At 69.8% G+C, this 21,734-nt stretch carries 20 protein-coding genes; 10 read left to right on the top strand and 10 right to left on the bottom strand.

The window, feature by feature from the left end; genetic code table 11:
• The 4 genes from ACWCOV_RS30930 to ACWCOV_RS30915 form a co-directional block, all read left to right on the top strand.
• Window positions 1–447 (top strand): (2Fe-2S)-binding protein (locus tag ACWCOV_RS30930; RefSeq protein ID WP_449832859.1); only part of this gene is annotated, 447 nt, incomplete at its 5' end.
• The gene (locus ACWCOV_RS30925) at window positions 444–2,894 is read left to right on the top strand and encodes a xanthine dehydrogenase family protein molybdopterin-binding subunit (RefSeq protein WP_449832858.1); all 2,451 of its coding nucleotides are present in this window, start codon (window positions 444–446) and stop codon (window positions 2,892–2,894) included. The genes ACWCOV_RS30930 and ACWCOV_RS30925, both read left to right, overlap by 4 nt.
• Window positions 2,891–3,745, top strand: coding sequence for an FAD binding domain-containing protein (locus ACWCOV_RS30920; protein WP_449832857.1), 855 nt, complete (start codon window positions 2,891–2,893; stop codon window positions 3,743–3,745). Before ACWCOV_RS30925 ends, ACWCOV_RS30920 begins: the two co-directional genes overlap by 4 nt.
• On the top strand, window positions 3,742–4,476 hold the full coding sequence (locus tag ACWCOV_RS30915; protein ID WP_449832856.1) for an SRPBCC family protein: 735 nt from the start codon (window positions 3,742–3,744) through the stop codon (window positions 4,474–4,476). The genes ACWCOV_RS30920 and ACWCOV_RS30915 overlap by 4 nt, the downstream gene beginning before the upstream one ends.
• On the opposite strand, the gene nfi is transcribed toward ACWCOV_RS30915, so the two are convergent.
• Both nfi and ACWCOV_RS30905 read right to left on the bottom strand, forming a co-directional pair.
• On the bottom strand, window positions 4,462–5,115 hold the full coding sequence (nfi, locus tag ACWCOV_RS30910) for a deoxyribonuclease V (RefSeq protein ID WP_449832855.1): 654 nt from the start codon (window positions 5,113–5,115) through the stop codon (window positions 4,462–4,464). The genes ACWCOV_RS30915 and nfi overlap by 15 nt on opposite strands.
• 86 nt (window positions 5,116–5,201) lie before the next feature.
• Window positions 5,202–5,783 carry a CGNR zinc finger domain-containing protein gene (locus tag ACWCOV_RS30905; protein ID WP_449832854.1) on the bottom strand — a complete coding sequence of 194 codons (582 nt, stop codon included), beginning with the start codon at window positions 5,781–5,783 and terminating at the stop codon, window positions 5,202–5,204.
• Between the two features lie 101 nt (window positions 5,784–5,884).
• Between ACWCOV_RS30905 and ACWCOV_RS30900 the strand changes: the two genes are divergently transcribed.
• The gene (locus ACWCOV_RS30900; RefSeq protein ID WP_449832853.1) at window positions 5,885–6,574 is read left to right on the top strand and encodes a LacI family DNA-binding transcriptional regulator; all 690 of its coding nucleotides are present in this window, start codon (window positions 5,885–5,887) and stop codon (window positions 6,572–6,574) included.
• Window positions 6,575–6,585: 11 nt separating this feature from the next.
• Here ACWCOV_RS30900 and ACWCOV_RS30895 read toward each other — a convergent pair whose 3' ends face one another.
• Window positions 6,586–6,984: a VOC family protein gene (locus tag ACWCOV_RS30895; RefSeq protein ID WP_449832852.1), complete on the bottom strand. Its 399-nt coding sequence runs from the start codon at window positions 6,982–6,984 to the stop codon at window positions 6,586–6,588.
• A 124-nt stretch (window positions 6,985–7,108) separates the two neighbouring features.
• Between ACWCOV_RS30895 and ACWCOV_RS30890 the strand changes: the two genes are divergently transcribed.
• Together ACWCOV_RS30890 and erpA are read left to right on the top strand one after the other, a co-directional pair.
• Window positions 7,109–8,203, top strand: coding sequence for a glycerate kinase family protein (locus ACWCOV_RS30890; RefSeq protein WP_449832851.1), 1,095 nt, complete (start codon window positions 7,109–7,111; stop codon window positions 8,201–8,203).
• Between the two features lie 209 nt (window positions 8,204–8,412).
• Window positions 8,413–8,769: an iron-sulfur cluster insertion protein ErpA gene (erpA, locus tag ACWCOV_RS30885; protein ID WP_360538214.1), complete on the top strand. Its 357-nt coding sequence runs from the start codon at window positions 8,413–8,415 to the stop codon at window positions 8,767–8,769.
• 70 nt (window positions 8,770–8,839) lie between these two features.
• Here erpA and ACWCOV_RS30880 read toward each other — a convergent pair whose 3' ends face one another.
• Window positions 8,840–10,210: a DHA2 family efflux MFS transporter permease subunit gene (locus ACWCOV_RS30880; RefSeq protein ID WP_449832850.1), complete on the bottom strand. Its 1,371-nt coding sequence runs from the start codon at window positions 10,208–10,210 to the stop codon at window positions 8,840–8,842.
• A gap of 283 nt (window positions 10,211–10,493) precedes the next feature.
• Here ACWCOV_RS30880 and ACWCOV_RS30875 point away from each other — a divergent pair, with 283 nt between their 5' ends.
• Together ACWCOV_RS30875 and ACWCOV_RS30870 are read left to right on the top strand one after the other, a co-directional pair.
• A complete protein-coding gene (locus ACWCOV_RS30875; protein WP_449832849.1) occupies window positions 10,494–11,204 on the top strand; it encodes a TetR/AcrR family transcriptional regulator in 711 nt (236 codons plus the stop codon).
• A gap of 310 nt (window positions 11,205–11,514) precedes the next feature.
• Window positions 11,515–12,903 (top strand): MFS transporter, encoded by a 1,389-nt coding sequence (locus ACWCOV_RS30870; RefSeq protein WP_449832848.1) that lies wholly within the window; start codon window positions 11,515–11,517, stop codon window positions 12,901–12,903.
• Between the two features lie 73 nt (window positions 12,904–12,976).
• Here the strand turns inward: ACWCOV_RS30870 and ACWCOV_RS30865 are convergent, their stop codons facing one another.
• From ACWCOV_RS30865 to ACWCOV_RS30855, 3 genes are all read right to left on the bottom strand, one after another.
• Window positions 12,977–14,230: an aspartate aminotransferase family protein gene (locus ACWCOV_RS30865; RefSeq protein ID WP_449832847.1), complete on the bottom strand. Its 1,254-nt coding sequence runs from the start codon at window positions 14,228–14,230 to the stop codon at window positions 12,977–12,979.
• A 391-nt stretch (window positions 14,231–14,621) separates the two neighbouring features.
• Window positions 14,622–15,269, bottom strand: coding sequence for a GntR family transcriptional regulator (locus ACWCOV_RS30860; RefSeq protein WP_449832846.1), 648 nt, complete (start codon window positions 15,267–15,269; stop codon window positions 14,622–14,624).
• Window positions 15,266–15,994: a maleate cis-trans isomerase family protein gene (locus ACWCOV_RS30855; RefSeq protein WP_449832845.1), complete on the bottom strand. Its 729-nt coding sequence runs from the start codon at window positions 15,992–15,994 to the stop codon at window positions 15,266–15,268. Before ACWCOV_RS30855 ends, ACWCOV_RS30860 begins: the two co-directional genes overlap by 4 nt.
• Window positions 15,995–16,157: 163 nt before the next feature.
• Between ACWCOV_RS30855 and ACWCOV_RS30850 the strand changes: the two genes are divergently transcribed.
• Window positions 16,158–16,631, top strand: coding sequence for a VOC family protein (locus ACWCOV_RS30850; protein ID WP_449832844.1), 474 nt, complete (start codon window positions 16,158–16,160; stop codon window positions 16,629–16,631).
• A gap of 368 nt (window positions 16,632–16,999) precedes the next feature.
• Here the strand turns inward: ACWCOV_RS30850 and ACWCOV_RS30845 are convergent, their stop codons facing one another.
• The 3 genes from ACWCOV_RS30845 to ACWCOV_RS30835 are packed head-to-tail and all read right to left on the bottom strand — an operon-like array spanning window position 17,000 to window position 21,734.
• Entirely contained in the window at window positions 17,000–18,172 is a 1,173-nt protein-coding gene (locus ACWCOV_RS30845) for a M20 family metallopeptidase (RefSeq protein ID WP_449832843.1), read from the bottom strand.
• A gap of 11 nt (window positions 18,173–18,183) precedes the next feature.
• Window positions 18,184–19,794, bottom strand: a complete 1,611-nt coding sequence (gene atzF / locus ACWCOV_RS30840) for an allophanate hydrolase (RefSeq protein WP_449832842.1) — start codon at window positions 19,792–19,794, stop codon at window positions 18,184–18,186.
• Window positions 19,791–21,734, bottom strand: coding sequence for a 5-oxoprolinase/urea amidolyase family protein (locus ACWCOV_RS30835; RefSeq protein WP_449832841.1), 1,944 nt, complete (start codon window positions 21,732–21,734; stop codon window positions 19,791–19,793). Before ACWCOV_RS30835 ends, atzF begins: the two co-directional genes overlap by 4 nt.

The raw sequence follows: 21,734 nt of genomic DNA, 5'->3' as shown, positions 1-21,734 counted from the left end.
GACGGAAGCAGCTTCACGGACGACGTGGAGCCGCGCACGCTGCTGGTGCATTACCTGCGCGAGCAGCTGGGAAAGACCGGGACAGTGATCGGGTGCGACACCGGCAACTGCGGTGCGTGCACGGTTCACCTCGACGGGCGGAGCGTGAAGTCCTGCTCGGTGCTCGCGGTGCAGGCCGACGGGCACGAGGTCACCACGATCGAGGGCCTGGCGACCAATGGGCAGCTGCACCCGATGCAGCAGGCGTTCCACGAGAACCATGCTCTGCAGTGCGGCTTCTGCACGCCCGGCATGATCATGCAGTCCATCGATCTGCTCGCCGACAACCCGGACCCGAGCGAGGAGGACGTCCGGCTCGGGCTGGAAGGCAACCTCTGCCGGTGCACCGGCTACCAGAACATCGTCCGCGCCGTGCGCGCGGCGGCTGCCGCCGGAGGTGACCGATGACCACGACCGAGGATCGGCCGACCACCGAGGTCGGTACCCCCCGCAAGCGCAAGGAGGACGCGCGGTTGATCACCGGGCGGACGCGTTGGACCGACAACGTCGTCCTGCCCGGCATGTTGCACCTCGCGATGGTCCGCAGCCCGTTCGCGCACGCCCGGATCACCGGTGTGGACACCGAGTCGGCGCGGTCGGCTTCCGGCGTGGTCGCCGTACTGACCGGCGCCGATCTCGCCGAAGAACAAGGCGGTCTGCCGTTCGCGTGGACGGCGACGCCCGAACAGGTGCAGCCGGACCACCCGTCGGTCGCGGTCGACACGGTGAACTTCGCCGGCGAGATCGTCGCCGTCGTGGTGGCGCGGTCCGCGGCCGAGGCGTGCGACGCGGCCGACCTCGTCGACGTGGACTACGAGGAGCTTCCGGCCGCTCTCGACCTGAAGGAAGCGGCCGCGGACGAGGTGCTCGCGCACCCCGATCTCGGCACCAACGTCTCGGCGACGTTCGTGTACGACTCGGCCGAGGCCGGGCACGGCAGCGACGTCGAGGCGGCGATCGCGGCGGCCCGGGACGGCGGCATCGTGATCGAGCGCGAGTTCCGTCAGCAGCGGCTGATCCCGGCGTTCATGGAGCCGCGGTCGGTCGTGGCCGACCCGACCGGCGAGCAGCTCACGGTGTGGGACTCGACCCAGGTGCCGCACTTCGTGAAGATCTTCATCTCGCTCGTCCTCGGCATCCCCGAGCACAAGATCCGGGTGATCGCGCCCGACGTCGGCGGTGGGTTCGGCGGCAAGTTGCAGTTCACGCCGGAGGAGGTGCTCACGGTTCTCGCGGCTCGCCGTACCGGAAAGCCCTGCAAGTACGTCGAGTCCCGGTCGGAGTCGTTGATGGCGGCGCACCACGGCCGCGACCAGTGGCAGAAGGTCACGCTGTCCGCGGATCGCGACGGAACCGTGACGGGGCTCAAGGTGGACCTGCTCGCAAACATGGGCGCGTATCTGGGACTGGTCTCGGCGGGCATCCCGATCCTCGGGGCCCTGATGTACAACGGGATCTACAAGTTCCCGTCGTACCGGCTGACCTGTACCAACGTCTTCACGAACAAGACCTGGACCGACGCCTACCGCGGCGCAGGCCGGCCGGAGGCGACGTTCGCGATCGAGCGGATGATGGACGAGCTCGCGGTCGAGCTCGGCGTCGACCCGCTGGAGATCCGGGAGCGGAACTGGATCAAGCACGAGGAGTTCCCGTTCCCGACGGTGTCCGGGCTGCAGTACGACTCCGGCAACTACGAAGCCGCCACCGCTAAGGCTCGTGAGCTCTTCGGGTACGACGAGTTGCGCGCGGAGCAGCTGAAGCGACGCGAGTCCGGTGACCCGGTCCAGCTCGGCATCGGCGTCTCGACGTACACCGAGATGTGCGGGCTGGCGCCGTCGCGCTGGCTCGGCTCGATGGGGTACGTCGGCGGCGGCTGGGAGCACGCGTCGATCCGGATGCTGCCGACCGGGAAGGTCGAGGTGATCACCGGGACGAGCCCGCACGGGCAGGGGCACGAGACGGCGTGGAGCCAGCTCGTCGCCGATCGGCTGGGTGTGCCGTTCGAGGACGTCGAGGTGCTGCACGGTGACACGCAGGTGGCTGGGCGCGGGCTGGACACGTACGGCTCGCGGTCGCTGGCGGTCGGTGGGATGGCCGTGCTCGCCGCAGCCGACAAGGTGATCGAGAAGGCGAAGCCGATCGCGGCGCAGCTGCTCGAGGCGAACGCCGACGACCTCGACTTCAGCAGCGGGCGGTTCGGGGTGCGCGGCACCGAGTCGGGGATGACGCTGGGGGAGCTGGCCTTCGCGGTGTTCCAGGGGCACAAGCTCGACGGCGGCGCCGAGCGGTCGCTGGACGCGGACGCGACGCTGGAGCCGGACGACTTCTCGTTCCCGCACGGCACGCATCTGTGCGCGGTCGAGGTCGACACCGAGACGGGCGGGACGAAGATCCGGTCGTACGTGAGCGTCGACGACGTCGGGGTTGTCGTCAATCCGCTGATCGTCGAGGGCCAGGTGCACGGCGGGCTGGCGCAGGGGATTGCGCAGGCGCTCTTCGAGGAGGCTGTGTACGACGAGGCGGGCACGTTGGTGTCCGGGTCGTTCGACCAGTACCTGGTGCCGTCGCCGCCAGACTTGCCGTCGTTCGAGACGGCTCGGACGGAGACGCCGGCTACGACGAACCAGCTCGGGGTGAAGGGGGTCGGTGAGGCGGGGACGATCGCGTCGACGCCGGCCGTGGTCAACGCGGTGCTGGACGCCGTACGCCACCTTGGGGTGTCCGACGTTCCGATGCCGTGTACGCCGTACCGGGTGTGGAAAGCCTTGCAGGGCGGGGCATCTGCTTCAGCGCCTGGGCAGTCGGCTGCTGGGTCGCCGGGTGCCGTCCAGACTGGGGAAGGGGCGTCGTCATGATTCCGGCAGCCTTCGAGTACTTCACGCCGACGTCGGTGGACGAGGCAGTTGCGTTGTTGGGTGAGCACACCGACGCCAAGGTGCTGGCCGGTGGGCAGAGTCTGCTGCCGGTGTTGCGGTTGCGGCTGGCGGCGCCGGAGTCGATTGTCGACATCGGGAAGATCGACGAACTGCGCGGGATCCGGGACGACGGGGACGCGCTGGTCGTCGGTGCGATGACGCCGCACAGCACGGTCCAGTTCGACCCGTTGATCGCCGAGCACACCCGGCTGATCTCGTTGGCCGCGGCATCGATCGCGGATCCGCAGGTCCGGCACCGGGGGACCTTCGGCGGTTCACTCGCGCATGCCGATCCGGCCGGTGACCTGCCCGCGGTCTCGGTCGCGTTGGACGCGTCGTTCGTGATCGCCGGGCCGGGTGGTCGGCGTACCGTCGGCGCCTCGGACTTCTTCCAGGGCGTGTTCAGTACGGCGGTCGGCGACGACGAGCTCCTGGTCGAGGTGCGGGTGCCGAAGTACACCGGCTGGGGCGCGCACTACGAGAAGTTCAGCCGGGTCGCCCAGGGCTGGCCGATCGTCGCGGTCGCGGCGGCTGTCCGGCTGGACGGTGATTCGATCGCCGAAGCGCGGGTCGGGTTGAGCAACATGGGCTCGACACCGATCCGGGCGATCGCGGTCGAGGACGCGCTGATCGGCCTGCCGGCGACCGCCGAGGCCGTCCGCGCGGCCGCGGCCCGGGCCGCGGACGGGACGTCGCCGGTGACCGACCTCAACGGAGACGCCGAGTACCGCCGGCACCTCGCCTCGGTGCTGACCCGGCGGGCCGTGCTGGCCGCGGCAGGCGCTGGATGAAGCTCGAGCACAAGTTCGTCGTACCGGCCCCGGTCGAGGAGGCCTGGGCCGCGTTCAACGACCTCGAACGGGTGGTGCCGTGTTTCCCCGGCGCCACCCTGACGTCGTACGACGGTGACGGCTTCACCGGGGCGTGCAAGGTGAAGCTGGGGCCGGTCTCACTGCAGTACGCCGGGAGCGGCACCTTCGTCGAACGCTCTCCGGCGGACCATCGCGCGCTGATCGAGGCCAAGGGCAAGGACCGCCGCGGCAACAGTACGGCCAGCGTCCGGGTCACCGCTCAGTTGGACGCGTCCGGCGACTCGGCCACCGCAGTCACAGTCGAAACGGACCTGACCATCACCGGCCGCCCCGCGCAGTTCGGCCGCGGTCTAATCCAAGACGTCTCCGACCACCTCCTGGCCCAGTTCGTCGACTGCCTAACCACAACCCTCACCACCCCCACCGCCACCACGCCGACTGAAGCGCAGCCTGCAGCTCCCACTGCACCGACAGCGCCTACTGCCCCGACGGCACCCAATGCCCCGACAGCACCGACTGCCCCGACAGCACCCACTGCGACCAGTGCACCCTCGAAGGAACAGGCCGACGCACCTCCACCCAGCGCGCCGTCCGGCGCCTCATCCCTCGACCTCGGCGCGGCACTCCTGCCGGCACTACTCCGCCGCGCCCGCCCGTACCTCATCGGCGCCGCAGTAGCCCTCCTGCTCCGCCGCCTACTCCGCCGCTGACAACGCCTGCCGACACAACCGATCAGCAGCCCGCGTCGTCTCCGGCAACCGATACCGCGGCGCCAAATGCAGCACGTGCCGTACGGCGGTCCGCAAGCTGACCCGATGCCCGATGGACACGTACATCGGCTTCACCCCGTCCTGCGTACGCACCACCGCGCCGACAACCTGATTGTCAACAATCAGATCAGCGACAGACCCCCGCGCCTCCCCAAGCTCCAAATGCGAGCCGACAAACGCCGTCTTAGCAGCCCCGATCGCGGGCAACCCGGTCAACACTCCGAGATGACAAGCCAGCCCGAACCGCCGCGGATGCGCCAACCCCTGCCCGTCACACACCAGCAGGTCCGGCGTCGTCCTCAACTGCCCCAACGCCTCCAACAGCCCCGGAACCTCCCGGAACGCAAACAACCCAGGCACATAAGGAAACGTCGTCTCCCCGAGAACCACGGCCCGATCCACCTCGGCCAACGTCTCCCAGTCGAGTACGACGACAGCAGCCGCCAGCCGATCCCCGTCGTACGCGACATCAAGCCCCGCGACGTACCGCGGCTGCCCGTCGACATCCGTATCGTCGACAATCGACCGCAATTCCTCCTGAACAGCTACCGCCTCACCAGGCGTACGAGGCCACCGCACCCCGGCACCGTATCCACACCACCAGCTCAGCGCGCTCACCCGGCTCAGCCCGCTTAACCGGTGCAGCCGGTGGCCGGCGCGGCGGCTCAGTCGGTTCGGTGGGTTCGGCGGTACTTCGCGGCGCGGGCCCGGTTCTGACACGTCACGGAGCAGAACCGCCGCCGCCCAGCCGGCGAGCCGTCCACATAGACATCCGCGCACCCACCGTCGACACAGATCCCCAGCCGACCGGGATCCTCGTCGGCCAACTGCTCCCGCAGCGCCAGCAGCGCCGCCGCCAGCAGCGCGTCGTCAGCATCCGCCCACCACGTCCGCCGTACCTCGCCGTCCTCCAGGACGACGTCAGGCCGCACATCGATCCCCGTCAACAACTCGGACACCGCGGCCACGCGCCCCGCCGTACCCTCCGCCGCAAACACCCCGAACACCGTGTCGGCAAACCGAACCAGCTCGTCATCCGTCAACGCGCTCGCCACGACCGTGGGGATCCCGGCCCGGCGGTCCGGACCCGAATTAGCCGCGACTGCACCGGCCGCCGCGCCGCCACCGAGGTACTCGGCGAGCACCGGCACCCCCGACCGTGCACCCGCCCGCCGAGGCTCGACCCCCCAGCCGTTCACCAACTCGACCAAGGTCTCGAGCGCCATCGGCACAACCTGAACCCGCACCACCCCAACATAACGCGATAACCCCTACTAATGCGTTGCGCCCGCCAAGCCATCGTCGTAACGTGATGAACTCCAGAATCGCGTGACGACAGGAGAGCCTGATGACGGCGCGGATGCGCGATGTGGCCGAGCGAGCCGGTGTCTCGATGAAGACGGTCTCCAACGTCATCAACGACTACCCGCACATCACCCCCGCCACCCGAGCCCGAGTGGAAGCCGCGATCGCCGACCTCGACTACCGCCCCAACCTCGGCGCCCGCTCCCTCCGCAAAGGCACGTACGGCGTGATCGCCCTGGCCATCCCCGACCTCGCCGACGAGTACTTCGCCACCCTGGCCGCCGCGGTAGCCCGAGCCGCCAAGAAGCACGGCGTAGCCCTCCTCATAGAACAAACAGAAGGCGACCCCACCGCCGAATCCCAAGCCCTAACCGGCCTGCGCCACCGCCCCGCAGACGCCATCCTCCTCTGGCCAACCCACCCCACACCCACCGCCCTCACCACCCGCACAACCCGGGCACCCACCCACGCCACCAGCGCCGCCCCGTCCTCCGCCCACCCCACCGGCACCGACTCGGCTTCCGCCGCACCGCCCATCCGCGACCCCGTCCACGCCCGTCCAGTCGTCCTCCTCGGGGCCGCGCGTCCCGACCTGCACTTCGATCGCGTCACAGCCGACCCCGCTCAGCCCCCGACTCACGGCGACAACCAGGCACTCGCCGAACAGGCGGTCTGCCTCGCCCTCGACCGCCTCGCGGACCGCACCCCGGCACACCGCGGCCCCTGCAACTGAACCGTCGCCGGCTACTCGCCGACGGTGGGAGGGCCGCCAGGGGGCCACTCCACCAGTTCGATGCGGTAGCCGTCGGGGTCGACGAGCCAGGATGTCGCCGGGCCGTCGGGCCCTCCTGGGTACTCCGGTGCGCCCGGCTGCAGGCCGGCCGCGGTCAGCCTCTCGACGGTGCTGCTCAGCGACTCGACCTCGATGGCGAGGTGTTCGAACCCACCGGTCTCGACGGGGCCGGCGGTCGGGCGGTGGACGAGTTCGAGCGACACCGACGGCTCCCCGGACAGCTTCAGCCAGACCAGCTTCGAGCCGTCGTCGAACGGCACAGTGCCCAGCTCGGTATAGCCCACCGCCCGGTAGAAGGCGAGCGAACGCTCGAGATCACTCACCCGGTACGCGAACAGAATCGTCTTCATGCCCGCCGATCCAACTGCCCCCACCCACCCGAGTCAACGAACCGCCACAGGTCAGCGCGCCGCTGGTGTCCGCGGGGTGGTTGCCGCCGACCAGGATGCAAGTCGGGTGCGGGAGGATGTTGGCATGCGAGTGCTGATTGCGCCGGACAAGTTTGCGGGGACGTTGACTGCGGTTGAGGCGGCGGCTGCCATTGAGGAGGGATGGCGGCGGCGGGACCCGGACGCGGAGGTGCTGGTTGCGCCGATGGCGGACGGCGGGCCGGGGTTCATCGACGTACTGGAGGCTGTCGTCGACGGCACCCTGCTGTCGGTCACCGTACGCGGGCCGCTCGGCGAGGACACCCCGGCCACGGTCCTGCTCGCGGGCGAGACGGCGTACGTCGAGACCGCGCAGGCCTGCGGCCTCCACCTGGTCGAGCCGAAGCTGCGCCGGCCGGAGGATGCGACGACGTACGGCGTGGGCCAGCTGATCGCGGCCGCGGTCGACGCCGGCGCGAAGCGGATCATCCTCGGCCTCGGTGGATCCGGTACGAACGACGCCGGCGCCGGCATGCTCGCCGCGCTCGGTGCGACCGGCGCCGGGGGCAGCCTGGACGCCGGAGCGGCCGGGCTCGCGACGCTGACCGAGGTCGACCTCGAGCCGGCGCGGACGCGGATGGCCGGGATCGAGTTCGTCGCGGCGAGTGACGTCGAGAACCCGATGCTCGGGTTGCGCGGAGCGACCAGCGTGTTCGGCAAGCAGAAGGGGATCGCCGACGATCGGAAGCCCGAGGTCGACGGCTGGCTGACCCACTTCGCCGAGCTCGCGGACCGCAAGACCGCGGACCAGAAGGGCGCGGGTGCGGCGGGCGGGCTCGGTTACGCGCTGTTGCTGCTCGGCGCCGAGCGGGTGTCAGGGATCGACCTCGTCGCGGAGCTGACCGGCCTGAAGGAGAAGGCGGCCCGGGTCGACCTGGTGCTCAGCGGCGAGGGCGCGTTCGACTTCCAGTCCCGCGACGGCAAGGTGATCGCCGGCGTCGCGAAGGTGGCGAACGACGCGATGCGCCCGTGCGTCGTACTGGCCGGCAAGGTCCTGATCGGCTCCCGCGAGATGCGCACGATGGGCGTCGAGTCGGCGTACTCCCTGGTCGACGCGGTGGGGGAGACCCAGGCCTTCGCCGACCCGCACGGCTCACTCGCCGCCGTGGCTGAGCGCGTCGCCCGCACCTGGGCCCGCTGACCAGATCTCGGTACGGCGTACGCAGTTGACCTCACCCGCGTCGTACGGCGGTCCACGGGGCGAGGCGGGTAGTTGATCCTGGAAATTGGTGTGCGACCATGGGAATGGTTCCGGATCGGCGTTTGTTGGCCCGGAATGACAGCGGACTTTCCGCGCACGGCTGCCTGCCCACCTGCAGCCGGGCGCTCACGAGATGACTGGAGTCAGGAATGACTGAAGCGCAGACCGAGCAGGCCGTCGCCACGGGTGTGATCCTCACCGACGGGGCCGCCGCCAAGGTGAAGGCGCTGCTCGACCAGGAAGGCCGCGACGACCTCGCGCTGCGGGTCGCCGTCCAGCCGGGCGGATGCTCCGGCCTGCGGTACCAGCTGTTCTTCGACGAGCGTCAGCTCGACGGCGACGTGGTGGCCGACTTCAACGGCGTCAACGTCGTGACGGACCGGATGAGCGCGCCGTACCTGAAGGGCGCCTCGATCGACTTCGTGGACACGATCGAGAAGCAGGGCTTCACGATCGACAACCCGAACGCGACCGGCTCCTGCGCCTGCGGCGACTCCTTCAACTGACGTACGCCGAAGCCCCGCTCCTCGATGCCTCGAGGAGCGGGGCTTTCGCATGCCCGTCGACCGTCAGCCCTCAGTGGGCTGAGGCGCCTTCGCGGGCGCGCTTCGGCAGCAGGTAGCTGACCGCGAGGCTCACCACGAACAGGCCGATCGCGACCAGCACGCTGTTCTTGGTGGCGCCGAGGAACGCGTGGTCCGGCAGCAGCTGGAAGAAGATCGTGCCGATCACCGCGACCCCGATCGCGCCACCGAACTGCTGCATCGCGGTCAGTACGCCGGACGCCGAACCGGCAGCCTGGTCGTCGATCGAGGCCAGGATGATGTCGAACAGCGGCGCGAACACCAGACCGGCCCCGATCCCGGTGGCGAGAGTCGCCGGGACCAGGTTCCAGATCGTCGTCGCCTCGCCGTACGTGTGCAGGGTGAACCAGACGCCGGCCATCGCGAGCGTCATCACCACGATGCCGAGTTGCAGCGCCTTGCGGCCGAGCTTCGGCGCGAGCAGTCCGCCGGACAAGGGCGCGCCGATCGCGATCCCGAGCGAGAACGGCACCATCGCGAGGCCGGCCTTCAACGGGCTGTAGTGCAGACCGAGCTGGGTGAACAGGTTGAACACCAGCATGAAGCCGGACATCGCCAGGAAGAACGTGGAGATCACGCCGAGGCCGGCGACGTACCCGCGGCTGCGGAACAGCGACGGGTCGATGACCGGGTTCCCCGACCGGCGCTCACGCCAGCCGAACAGCGCGAACACCGGCACCGACGCGGTCAACATCAGGATTGTCCACAATGGCCAGCCGAGCTCGCGGCCCTGGACGAGGGGGTAGATCAGCAACCCGGACGCCAGGCTGACCAGGATCACGCCGGCCGCGTCGAGGCGGGACGCACCGGGGGTCTTCACCTCGGGCATGAAGCGGAGCGCGCCGGCCAGGGCGAGGATGCCGATCGGGACGTTGATGAAGAAGATCATCCGCCAGCCCGCGTCGAACCAGTTCGCGTCGATGAGGACACCGGCGATGATCGGTCCGGCGACCGCCGACAGCCCCATCACCGGGCCGAACATGGCGAAGGCCTTGCCGATCTCCTGCGGCGGGAAGACCGCCTTCAGGATCGCGAAGCCCTGCGGGATCATCACCGCGCCGAGCAGTCCTTGGGCGACCCGGCTGCCGATCAGCAGCTCCGGCGAGGTGGCGAACCCGCAGACCGCGGACGCCACCGTGAACCCGACCGCCCCGATCACGAACAACCGCCGCCGCCCGACCAGATCTCCGAGCCGGCCGAAGCTGATCAGCCCGATCGCGAAGGCGAGCGTGTACCCGGCGAGCATCCACTGCATCGCCGACTCCGACCCACCCAACTCGGCCCGGATCGACGGCGCCGCAATGTTGACAATCGTCGCGTCGACAAGATCCATGATCTCGGCCACCAACACAGTCGCCAACACAACCCACCGCCACCGATACGGCCTCCCCACCGAGCCACCCGCCCCCGGCGTTCCAACCAACCCTCCCGCCTCCGCGGTTCGGGTTGGGCTGGCTTCGGTCGGAGGGCCGGGCTGGTCGGAGGTGGTGGGAGGGGTGGGGGAGAGCTTTGCTGGTGGATCGGGTGGGGTGGTGGTTGAGGTGCTCATCGAAGGCTCCTGGATGTTCGAACGGTGTTCGTTGACGAACACTGTTCTACTGACGATCAGCGTTCCTGTCAAGTACGGTGTTCGCTACAGTGGTGGCATGACTCAGTCGCCGTGGCAGCCGATCAGTCCCGCGAAGCCCGCGCGCCCGTCCAAGGAGCCGCTCACCCGGGACCGGATCGTCGACGCGGCCATGCAACTGCTGGTCGAGCAGGGGTACGACGCGGTCTCGATGCGCAAGGTCGCTCAGGCCCTCGGCACCGGACCGGCATCGCTGTACGCGCACGTCGCGAACAAGAAGGAGCTCGACCAGCTCCTCGTCGACCGCGCGGCGCAGGACATGAAGCTCCCGGAAGTGCCGGATCCCGACCGCTGGCAGGACCAGTTGAAGGACGCGATGCGCGAGATGCTGCGCGTGATGCGGGCCAACCCGGGTGTCGCGCGAGCCGCGATCGGCCAGGTGCCGCTCGGGGAGCAAGCGCTGCTCAGCACCGAGCGGATCCTCGGCATCCTCAAGGCCGGCAACATCCCTGACCAAGCGGCCGCGTGGGCGGTCGACCTGCTGCCGCTCTACGTCACCGCGATCGCGTTCGAGGAGACGGTGCAGGGCGCCTGGGCCTGGACCAAGGAAGACATCGAGGGATTCGTCACCGGCCTCCGCGCGTACTTCGAGTCCCTCCCGCCCGACCGCTACCCCCTCACGATCGCCCTCGCCGGCGCCATGACCGCCGGCTCCACCGGCGACGAGCGCTTCGAGTTCGGCCTGACCGTCCTGGTGGCCGGCCTAGCCTCGCTCGCCATCCCGAGCTGAATCCATCCCTCAAGGCGACCGTCCGCCGGCCCCGGCTGCTGCTCCACCCATCCGCCCAGGTCCTAAAGCCATCTCAGCAGGCGGAAGCCATCTCAACAGGCTTGTGGTTGCCGGGTGTGACGGCGCAGGTGGAACGAGTGCTTGCCGTTCACGAGTTCACATGGTAAATCTTCGGATTGTCAACAAAACTACGACCTGGTCGTCTGGGTGTGCCGGCGTGAGGCGGGCACGTTCGCCGAGCGCGTAGGCGGGTGTGCTGATGGCGTGGGGCGGGCACCCGGGTGAGGCCGCACGACGACAGGAGAGCCCCGTGGACGCCGACAGTCCGAAGCCGGTCGACAGAAGGCCGCCGGCGGAGACCGAACCACCTCCAGGAGTGCTGAAGAAGGCGATCGCCGCCTCGGCCATCGGCAACGCGACCGAATGGTTCGACTACGGCATCTACGCGTACGGCGTGACCTACATCTCGGCGGCGATCTTCCCGGGTGACACCGAGAGCGCGACGCTGCTCGCGCTGATGACGTTCGCGGTCTCGTTCCTGGTCCGCCCGCTCGGCGGCCTGATCTGGGGCCCGCTCGGCGACCGCCTCGGCCGCAAGCACGTCCTGGCGATCACGATCCTGCTGATGTCCGGCGCAACCCTGTGCGTCGGCCTGGTTCCGACGTACGACGCGATCGGGCTGTGGGCGCCGATCCTGCTGGTCCTGCTCCGGATGATCCAGGGCTTCTCGACCGGCGGCGAGTACGGCGGCGCCGCGACGTTCATGGCGGAGTACGCCCCCAGCCGCAGGCGCGGCTTCCTGGGCAGCTTCCTGGAGTTCGGCACGCTGGCCGGCTTCTCGCTCGGCGCGCTGCTGATGCTCGGATTCTCGCTGCTCCTCGGCGACGACGCGATGCACTCGTGGGGCTGGCGGCTGCCGTTCCTGGTCGCCGCGCCGCTCGGCCTGGTCGGCGTCTACCTGCGGTCGCGGCTCGAGGACACCCCCGTGTTCCGCGAGTTGGAGGAGAAGGGCCAGAAGGAAGAGGAGACGACCACGCAGTTCAAGGATCTGCTGGCCGGCTACTGGCGGCCGATCCTGCAGCTCGGCGGTCTGGTGATCGCGCTGAACGTCGTCAACTACACCTTGCTCACGTACATGCCGACGTACCTGGAGAGCGAGATCGGCCTCAGTTCGGACGAGTCGCTGATCGTGCCGATCATCGGAATGTTGACAATGATGGTCTTCCTGCCGTTCGCGGGCAGGATCTCGGATCGCGTCGGCCGCAAGCCGCTGTGGTGGTTCTCGCTGGCCGGGCTGTTCGTCTTCGGGGCGCCGATGTTCCTGCTGATGGGCACGAACCTGGCCGGCGCGGTCATCGGGTTCGCCGTACTCGGCCTGCTCTACGTCCCGCAGCTGGCGACCATCTCGGCGACGTTCCCGGCGATGTTCCCGACCCATGTGCGGTACGCCGGTTTCGCGATCGCCTACAACGTGTCGACGTCGCTCTTCGGCGGTACGGCGCCCGCCGTGAACGACTGGCTCACCGCCGAAACGGGCAACGCGCTGATGCCGGCGTACTACATGATGGCCGCCTGCGTGATCGGCGCCATCGCACTCATCAAGGTCCCGGAAACCACCCGCTGCCCCCTGAACGGCACCGCAATCCCCGGCACCGCCGAAGCCCTCCCACCTGTAGCCCTCGAACCCGCCAAGGCCTGACCAGCACGAGGCTCGCCGGACCGACCGGCGAGCCTCGTGCGTCCGTTGTGGACGACCTTTCGGATCCGCGGGGTTAAGAGGTGACTGCGGTGACGGCGTCGGACCAGATGGTGGTGGCCTCGTCGATTTCGGCGGGGGTGACTACGAGGGCGGGGATGAAGCGGACGACCTGACCCCAGGCGCCGCAGGTGAGGAGCAGGAGACCCCGCCTGGCTGCCTCCTGCTGTACGGCGGCGGCCGTGACCGGGTCGGGTTTGCCGTCGGCGTCGCGGAACTCGTTGCCGATCATCAGCCCGAGCCCGCGCACATCCGTGATCCGCTCATGCTTGTCCGCGACCAGCTGCAGCGCCTGCTTGAGCTGCGCACCCCGCTCGGCCGAGTTCTGCACCAGTCCTTCGTCCTGAATGACATCCAGCGTCGCGAGGGCCGCCGCGCACGCCACCGCGTTGGCGCCGTACGTCCCACCCTGCGAACCCGGCCACGCTTTCTCCATCAGCGCGGACGACGCCGCGATCCCCGACAGCGGGAAACCGGAGGCGAGTCCCTTCGCGGTAATCAGCACGTCCGGGTGCGAACCGAAGTGGTCGCCGCCCCAGAACTTCCCGGTCCGGCCGAACCCGGTCTGCACCTCGTCCACAACGAGCAGGATCCCGTGCTGGTCAGCGCGCTCCCGCAGTCCGGCGAAGAACCGCTCGTTCGCCGGCACGTACCCGCCCTCGCCCAGGACCGGCTCGACCACGAACGCCGCGGTGTCGGCCGGCGTACTCAACGTCTGCAGCACGTAGTCGAGCTGACTCAGCGCGAAGTCCGTCGCCTGCTCGACCGGCCAGCCGAAGTGCCCGGGGTCGGGGAACGGCGACACGTGTACGCCGGCCATCAGTGGGCTGAACCCGGACCGGAACTTCGTCCCCGACGTGGTCATCGATGCCGCCGCGACCGTCCGGCCGTGGAATCCACCGTGGAACACGATCACGTTCGGGCGGCCGGTCGCCTGCCGGCTGAGTCGCAGCGCCGCCTCGACAGCCTCGCTGCCGGAGTTCGCGAAGAACATCCGGTCGAGGTGCTGGGGGAGGACTTCGCCGAGCCGCTCGACCAGGTTGAGGAGCGGGCGGTGCATGACCGTCGTGTACTGCGCGTGGATGATCTTGCCGACCTGCTCCTGCGCGGCCGCGACGACGCGTGGATGGCAGTGCCCGGTGGACGTCACCCCGATACCCGCCGTGAAGTCGAGGTACCGCCGATCGTCCTCGTCGAACAGCAACACACCCTCGCCGCGGGCGGCGATCACTCCGGTTGCCTGTTTCAAGACCTGCGACAGCTCGGCCACGGCGGATCCCCTTCACACGTCCGATCAAACACACGATTGTCAACCGTAAGATTGTCGACAATCTAGCCTAACCCAGCTCCAACCCGTGTCAATCGGCTGCGCGTCCACCCGATGCCGCCGCAGCTGCGCAGGAGCAGGCCGCCCCTCCTGGACGTGGGCGAGCCAGCCGTGCCGGGGTGCGCTGCCTGCCGGGGTGGGTGCGGCGCCGTACGTTGAGCAGTGGGGTGTCGCGCCGTACAGTCAACGCGCCGGTACCAGCGCGGCCGCATAGCCCCGGGCGGGTGCTAGCGCGGCCGCACAGCCCCGGGCGGGTACCAGCGCGGCCGCACAGCCCCGGGCGGGTACCAGCGCGGCCGCGGACGCGCCGGCGGGCTGCGTGTTTTGGGTGGGGTCAGCGGTTGGTCAGGCGGGTTATGGCGTCGTCCATGTGGGCCATCAGGAGGTCGTCGGCGTGGAGGTAGTCGCCGGCGGCGATGGCTTCGGCGAGGGCCCTGTGTTCGTCGATGCGGGCCTCGGAGTGGGTGTAGGTCTCGGCGAGGGCGTGGATGCACATGCGGGTCTCGGTGATCGAGGTCGCGTGCATGCGGGACAGGCGCGGGCTGCCGGCGAGCTGGACGAGGCGTTCGTGGAAGGCGATGTCGAGCTCGCTGACCGCGGCGGGATCGCCTTCGGCGGCGGCCATCTGGTCGACGATGGCGAGCAGCTCCTTGCCGGCCGCCTCGTGGTCGCCGTCCGCGATCCGCCGGGCGGCGGCGCGCTCGATCGCCTCGCGCGCCAGGTACATGTCCCGGACGTCCGCCGGCGTCATGTTGATCACGAACAACCCGCGGTTGCGGATCGAGACCAGCAACCCCTCCGCGGTGAGCCGCTGCATGCCTTCGCGGAGCGGGCCGCGGCTCACGCCGAGCTTGCGGGCCAGGTCGGCCTCGCCGAGTTGGGCGCCGGGCTTGAGCTCGCCGTGGCTGATTGCCTGACGCAACTTGTCGGCGATGATGCTCGGCGTCGACTCCTGCGCCAACGGCTCGATGAAACTGGTCACGCGTGTGTCCCCCTCGCTGAAAACAATCGGCCCAAGCCTGGCAGTGACGGTACCGGGCCGGTCAACTGCAACCCCTTCCACACCGTCACCTGGTTGGCCGTCAGCACCGGCTTGCCGACCGCGGCCTCCAGGTCGTCGACGATCTGCAACGTGTGCATCGCGGTGTCCGGCACCAGGATCGCCTCGGCGTCCGGGTGGTCCGCGGCCTTCACCATCGCGACCACCCGCTCCGGATCGAGCGTGCCGACCTCGGCCGCGGTGATGATCCCGTGGCTGCCCATCGCGACCACCTCGACCCCGCCGGCGGTCAGGAACCGGACGAAATGCTTCGCGACGTCTTCCGGGTACGACGCGGCGACTGCGACCCGCCGTACGCCGAGAGCGTGGCAAGCGTCAACGAACGCGAGCGACGTGGACGATGCCGGCACGCCGAGCGCCTGAGCCACGCCGGACGCCTGGTTGCGGGCGCCCTCGGGGCCGAAGACGAAGCTGCCGGACGTGCAAGCCCACATGACCGCGTCCGGCTGGGCGGCCGCCAGCTCGGAGGCGCCTTCGGCGAGCCGCTCGGCGCGGCCGAGGTCGAGGAGTGCGTCCACCCGGTGCGCGTCCTCGCCGACCGAGGTGATCACGACCGGCAGTTTGATCGAACCGTCCAGGCGCGCCTCGAGCGCCGGGTAGTCGTCCTCCGCGCTGTGACCGGGGTAGAGCAGCCCTACCGTGACCATCCGACCTCCTGGCTGATCGCACCGAAATAGGTAGATTGTCGACAATCTTACCCCCAGATTGTCACCAATGAGACACACCGCGGAGCGTGGAGGTAGCGGACAGAACTTGTCCGGTTCCCGGCCTAGCGTTGCTGGTGTCCGGGAACGAGTGGAGGAGAGTGCGATGGCGATTCCTGAGGGATACACGACCGTGACGCCGTGGATCATCGGGCAGGACACGAACGGCGTGATGGACTGGCTGACGCGGGCGTTCGGGGCCGAGGAGATCGATCGGGTGGTGGGTCCGGACGGGCGGATCGGGCACGCGGAGATGCGGATCGGGAACGCGATCGTGATGATGTTCGACGCCCGGCCGGAGTGGCCGCCGACGCCGGCGTTCCTGCGGCTGTACGTCGATGACGCGGAGGCCGTGCACGCTCAGGCGGTCGCGGCGGGCGGTACTTCGGTGACCGAGGTGACGCACCTGTTCTTCGGCGACAAGGTGGGGCGGGTGCGGGACCCGTACGGCAACCTCTACTGGATCCAGACCCGCGTCGAAGAACTCACCGAACAGGAAATGCTGGACCGCCTCTCCGACCCCGAGTTCACCCGCCGCATGGAGTACGTCCAAAACGCCGACTTCTTCCCCGGCCGTTGAGCCCTAGCGCCCCGCCCACCCCGTCCAGGCCGCAATCCCGCGAGGGGAGATCCCCTGCTGTCGTGGCTTCTCCCTTGGTATTCGAGGGGAGAAGGCACAACTCGAAGGGATCTCCCCTCCCGTGGCGGGGGCGGTTAGGCGAGGAGGCGGAGGCGGGAGGGGGTAGGCGGTGCCGGTCGACCGAGGAGGTCGAGGCGGGGGCGGTCAGGCGAGGTGGTGGGGGTGGCGGGGCGGTCAGGCGAGGTGGTGGGGGTGGCGGGGCGGTCAGGCGAGGTGGCGGGGGTGGCGGGGCGGTCAGGCGAGGTGGCGGGGGTGGCGGGGGTGGTTAGGCGACGAGGCGGAGGGTGGTGAGGGGGTCGCGGGGGCGGCTAGCTGAGGAGGCGGAGGGTGGTGAGGGTGTAGGTGTGGGCGGCGGTGATCAGGTCGGTGATTGGGACTGACTCGTTGGCTCGGTGGGCTTGGGTGGTTACTGAGCCGGGGCCCAGGACGACGACGGGGACGCCCAGGTCTCGGGCGATGTAGCCGCCGTCGCAGGCTGCTGTCCAGCCGGCCAGGGGGAGGTCGGGGCCGCCGGCGTCTACCCGGGCCGCCTCGACGACTCGGACGAGGTCCGCGTCAGCGGGTGTCTCGAAGGCGGGCATTTCCATCGGCATGTCGAGGTCGACCGACAGGCCGCGATCCTCGAGGTGCAACGCGGCCACGCGAGCTCGCAGATCAGCGAGTACGGCGGCCGGCGACTCGCCCGGCAGCAGCCGCCGATCCGCCACGATCACGCACTCGGCGGGGACGATCGAACCACCCGTCCCGCCGTTGATCTGACCGACGCTCCACGTCGCCGGCCCGAGCAACGGATGCGGGTCGGCAGCAAGCGACGCATGCAGCCGCTCGATCTCGGCCACCACCGCGGCGGCGCCGTAGATCGCGTTCGCGCCGTCGTCCGGATTGCCCGCATGACAGGCCCGGCCGTGGATCGCGACCCGCAGGTACGAGTCGCCCCGCGCCGCGATGATCGTCTGCAAGTCCGTCGGCTCAGCGGTGATGCAGCCGACGAACGCCCGCGGCCCGCCGGCGACGTACGACCGGATCCCCTTGCCGGTCTCCTCCTCGTCGACCACCGCGGCGAGCTCGACCGGGCCGCTGAGCCCGGTGCCGCGAAGGGCGGCCATCGCGACCAACGCCGCCGCCAGACCGCCCTTCATGTCCGACGCGCCGCGCCCGTAGATGCGGCCGTCCTTCACGGTCCCGCCGTACGGGTCGACCGTCCAGCCGTCGCCCACCGGTACGACGTCGGTGTGCCCGAGGATCAGCAGCCCCGGACCGTTGCCCCCGGCAAGCGTGATGCTGACGTTGTCCCGCCCGGGCTCGACGGTCGAGGTGACCACGTCGAGCCCGAGCTCACGTCCCGCCGCCGCGAGCACCGCGACGGTCGCCGCCTCCTCGCCGGGCGGGTTCTGTCCGGTTGCCTGCAGCAACTGACAGGTGACCCGCACCAGCAGCTCTTCGTCGATCCGGTCGAGCACACTCTGTTCGGCGGGCGTCATAAGGCCCAAGCTTAGGCGGGCCCTGCAGCCAGGTAGGACCGCCAGCCGCCAAAGCTGGTGATGTCACGCGCCGGGTCGGCGCCGTCCGCCGTACACACGAATCCGAGGATCCGCCGCCCGTCCGAAAGCTCCAGCGGCCCGATCGCCAGCGGAGGCTCGACTGTCCGTGCGAACCCGCCGAGCTCCGCCGCGGGCAGGCTCCACACCTCCACCTCGATCCCCGGACCGGGCTCCCGGCCAGGCGTCAGCCCAGGCCGCGGCCCGTCGACCAGATACATCCGGTACGACGAAGCAGTCCGCGCATCGAAGGCGAGCCGAGCACCCCGCCGTACCAGCTCGTGGTTCAAAGGCTGGTCGGAGAGATGCGCACCGGCAACCGCGAGCAGGACCTCGTCGTCGGCCGGCTCGAGCGGCGCGATGTCTTCACCGCACCACACGGCGGCGAGGTCGATCAGCACCCGATCGTGACCCGCCGGGGCGAGTAACTGAATGCCGAACGGCAGCCCGTCGGCCCGGTCCGGCCCGGGGAACGCGACCGCGCACAGGTCGAGCAGGTTGACCATGTTGGTGAACCGACCGAGCCGGCTGTTCACGCCGATCGGATCCGCCGCGACCTCGGCCAGCGTCGGATGCTCAGGCGTCACCGGCAGCAACAGCGCATCGAGCTGCGTCCACAGCTGCTCGCTGGCCCGCGCGAGCGTCGCGAGCCGATCGAAGCCGACGAAGGCGTCCGCCGCCGTCAAGATCGCCCCATTGTGGACAATCGACCGCACCGTCGGGTCCACCGCCGGATCGTCGTCCAGCTTGTCCCCGAAGGCGAGCCACCGTTCGGCCAGCCACGGACCGGAGTACAGCAACTCCGCCGCCTCGAGCAGCGGCCGCACGTCCACCTTCACCACCTCACCGAGCCGATGGGCCTGGTCGAGCGTCTCCTGCCAGGCAGCCTCGTGCAGCGGATCGAGGTCCAGATCCAGGTCCGGTACGCCGATCACCGCGCGACCCGATGCCCGTCCGGAGGCGACACCGGCCGCAGAGCGTCCACCAGGCAGTGAAGAGGCCCGCCGCGACCAAGCGTCGTCCGGATCGAAGGCCACCATCACGTCGAAGGCTGCACGCGCCACACCGACTGTCCGGGCCATCACCGTCACGCAGTCCAGCGACCGGCACGCCGGTACGACGCCACGCGCCGAGACGAGACCGCGCGACGGTTTGATGCCGACAATCCGATTGAAGGCAGCCGGCACCCGCCCGCTCCCGGCCGTGTCGGTGCCGAGCGCGAAGTCCACCTGCCCCGACGCCACCGCGACCGCACTGCCCGAGCTCGACCCGCCCGACACGTGCTTGTCGGAGAACACCGAGTGACAAGGGCCGTACGGCGACCGCGTGCCGACCAACCCGGTCGCGTACTGGTCCAGATTCGTCTTCCCCAGCGGTACGGCGCCGGCCGCGACCAACTGGTCGACCACGAACGCGTTCCGCTCGGCCGGCTGATCGTTGCGCGGATCGCCGGCCGTCGTCGGCACCCCGGCGAGGTCGATGTTGTCCTTCAACGCGAACGTCAGACCGTGCAGCGGTCCCGGCGCGGGCGCGACCGGGTCGACCCGGGTGATCCAGACGTTCACGCGCCCCACCTCGCCCGCTCGGCCTCGAACGCGGCCCGCCGGCGAGCCCGCACTGTCGCGATATCCACAGGTGCCTCCTGTTCGATCCGGCGTACGTCGGCGATCGAGAAGGTCGCCGGGCTGACCCGCAGGTCGGCCCGCCCGGCCGCGATCTCGGCGCGCTCGTGAGCGAGTTGCTCCGCACTCACCGGAGTGAATCTGATCAAGTCGAACTGCCGCAGCAACCACGGCTGCTCGTCGGCGGGCGACAACCGCCACACCGGGACGGTGCGCCCGACCAGCTGGTACCCACCCGGCCCTTCCATCCCGTACACGCACAGGTAGATCCCGCCGATCCCGACCGCGTTCTGCGGCGTCCAGGTCCGGGCCGGGTTGTACTTCGTCGTCACCAGCCGGTGCCGCGGATCGATCGGTACGGCGACCGGCGCGCCGAGGTACACGTCGCCCAGCCCGACCACCAGGTACGTCGCGGCCTGGACGATCTCGAAGACCTCATCGCGCTCGCCGAGATCGTTGACCCGCCGGATGAACTCGACGTTGTCCGGACACCAAGGCGCGTCCGGCCGCACCGACGTCGCGTACCGCCGCATCGCCTCGTGCGCCTCCGGGTGGTCGAACGCGATCGGCAGGATCACCTCGCGCGCCGGCAGCACCACCGTCTCCGGATCCGCCAGCCCAGCCGCCAGGAACGCGAGCCGCTCGGCCAGCTCGACGAGTCCGAGCCGATCGGAGTCCACCGCGACAAGAAGCGACCGCACACCCTCGACAATCTCGGCAACGCCGTCCGGCCGATCGTTCCGCAACGCCTGTGCGAGCAGGTGAATCCAGACCCGCACAGTGAGGTCGAGCTCAGCCGGTCCGGCCTCCACCAGCAGATGCCGTTCGCCCGCACACCTGATGGTGTACGGCGGTACGCCGTCCGACCGATGCAGCACGTCCGGCCGAGCGGACCCGCTGACCGGAGCCACCGCGGGCGCCGGTGTCTGACGGAGATCCGACAGCCAAGCACGCCGTACGGCGATCGCCTCGGCCGCCGCATCCAGCGACACCGGCACCAATCGCACGGAGTCGCCGGCCCGCAGCTGACCGAGCATCCAGCGGTCGGCCTCGATCACCACCGCGGGTACGACGAAGCCGCCAAGCGAAGGTCCGTCCTTGCCGACAATCACCGGGGTGTCGCCGGACAGCATGATGCCGCCGACCGGGTACGCGGAGTCGTGCACGTTGGACGGGTGCAGACCCGCCTCGCCGCCGTCGGTCCGGGCCCACTGCGGCACCGGCCCGACCAGCCTGACCCCGGTGCGGTCCGAGCGATGGTCAACAATCCAATCGGTCCCGAAGAACGCCTCGACGCCTTCGTCGGTGAGGTGGTCCGGAGCGCCGTGCGGACCGGGGATCACCCGCATCTCCCAGCTGTTCGAGATGGTCGGCAGCTCGACCGAGATCGGACTGAGGAGGTTCTCCCGACGGCCCAACGGCAGTTGGTCACCGGCCGCGAGCGGCCGGCCGTCGTGACCGCCGAAACCGCCGAGCACGAAGGTGGACCGGCTGCCCAGCACGCGCGGAACGTCCAGGCCGCCTTCGATGGCGAGGTAGCCGCGCGTCCCCGGTCCGTCGAGCGGGCCGACGTCCAGCACCGACCCGGCCGGGAGCCGGACGACCATGCCGGGCCGGACCCGAAGGCCGTCGATTGTCGCATTGTTGACAGCGCCGCCGACGCAGACCAGCCGGTCCTCGTCGCACGTGAGCACCGGTCCGGCCAGGACGCACTCGAGACCTGCTGCGTTGTCGGGGTTGCCGACGGCGGCGTTGATCAGCGCGAAGCTGAGCTCGTCGGCCGCGCCCGAAGGCGGGACGCCGACATCCCACAACCCGGGCCGACCGGCTCGGTCCTGCACTGTCGTCTGGATCCCCGGGCTGGTGATCGTGATGATCGCCAA

Source organism: Kribbella sp. NPDC002412 (assembly GCF_053592935.1).
The sequence above is the reverse complement of the archived record's forward strand: the minus strand, read 5'-3'. Positions and strand labels throughout refer to the sequence as shown.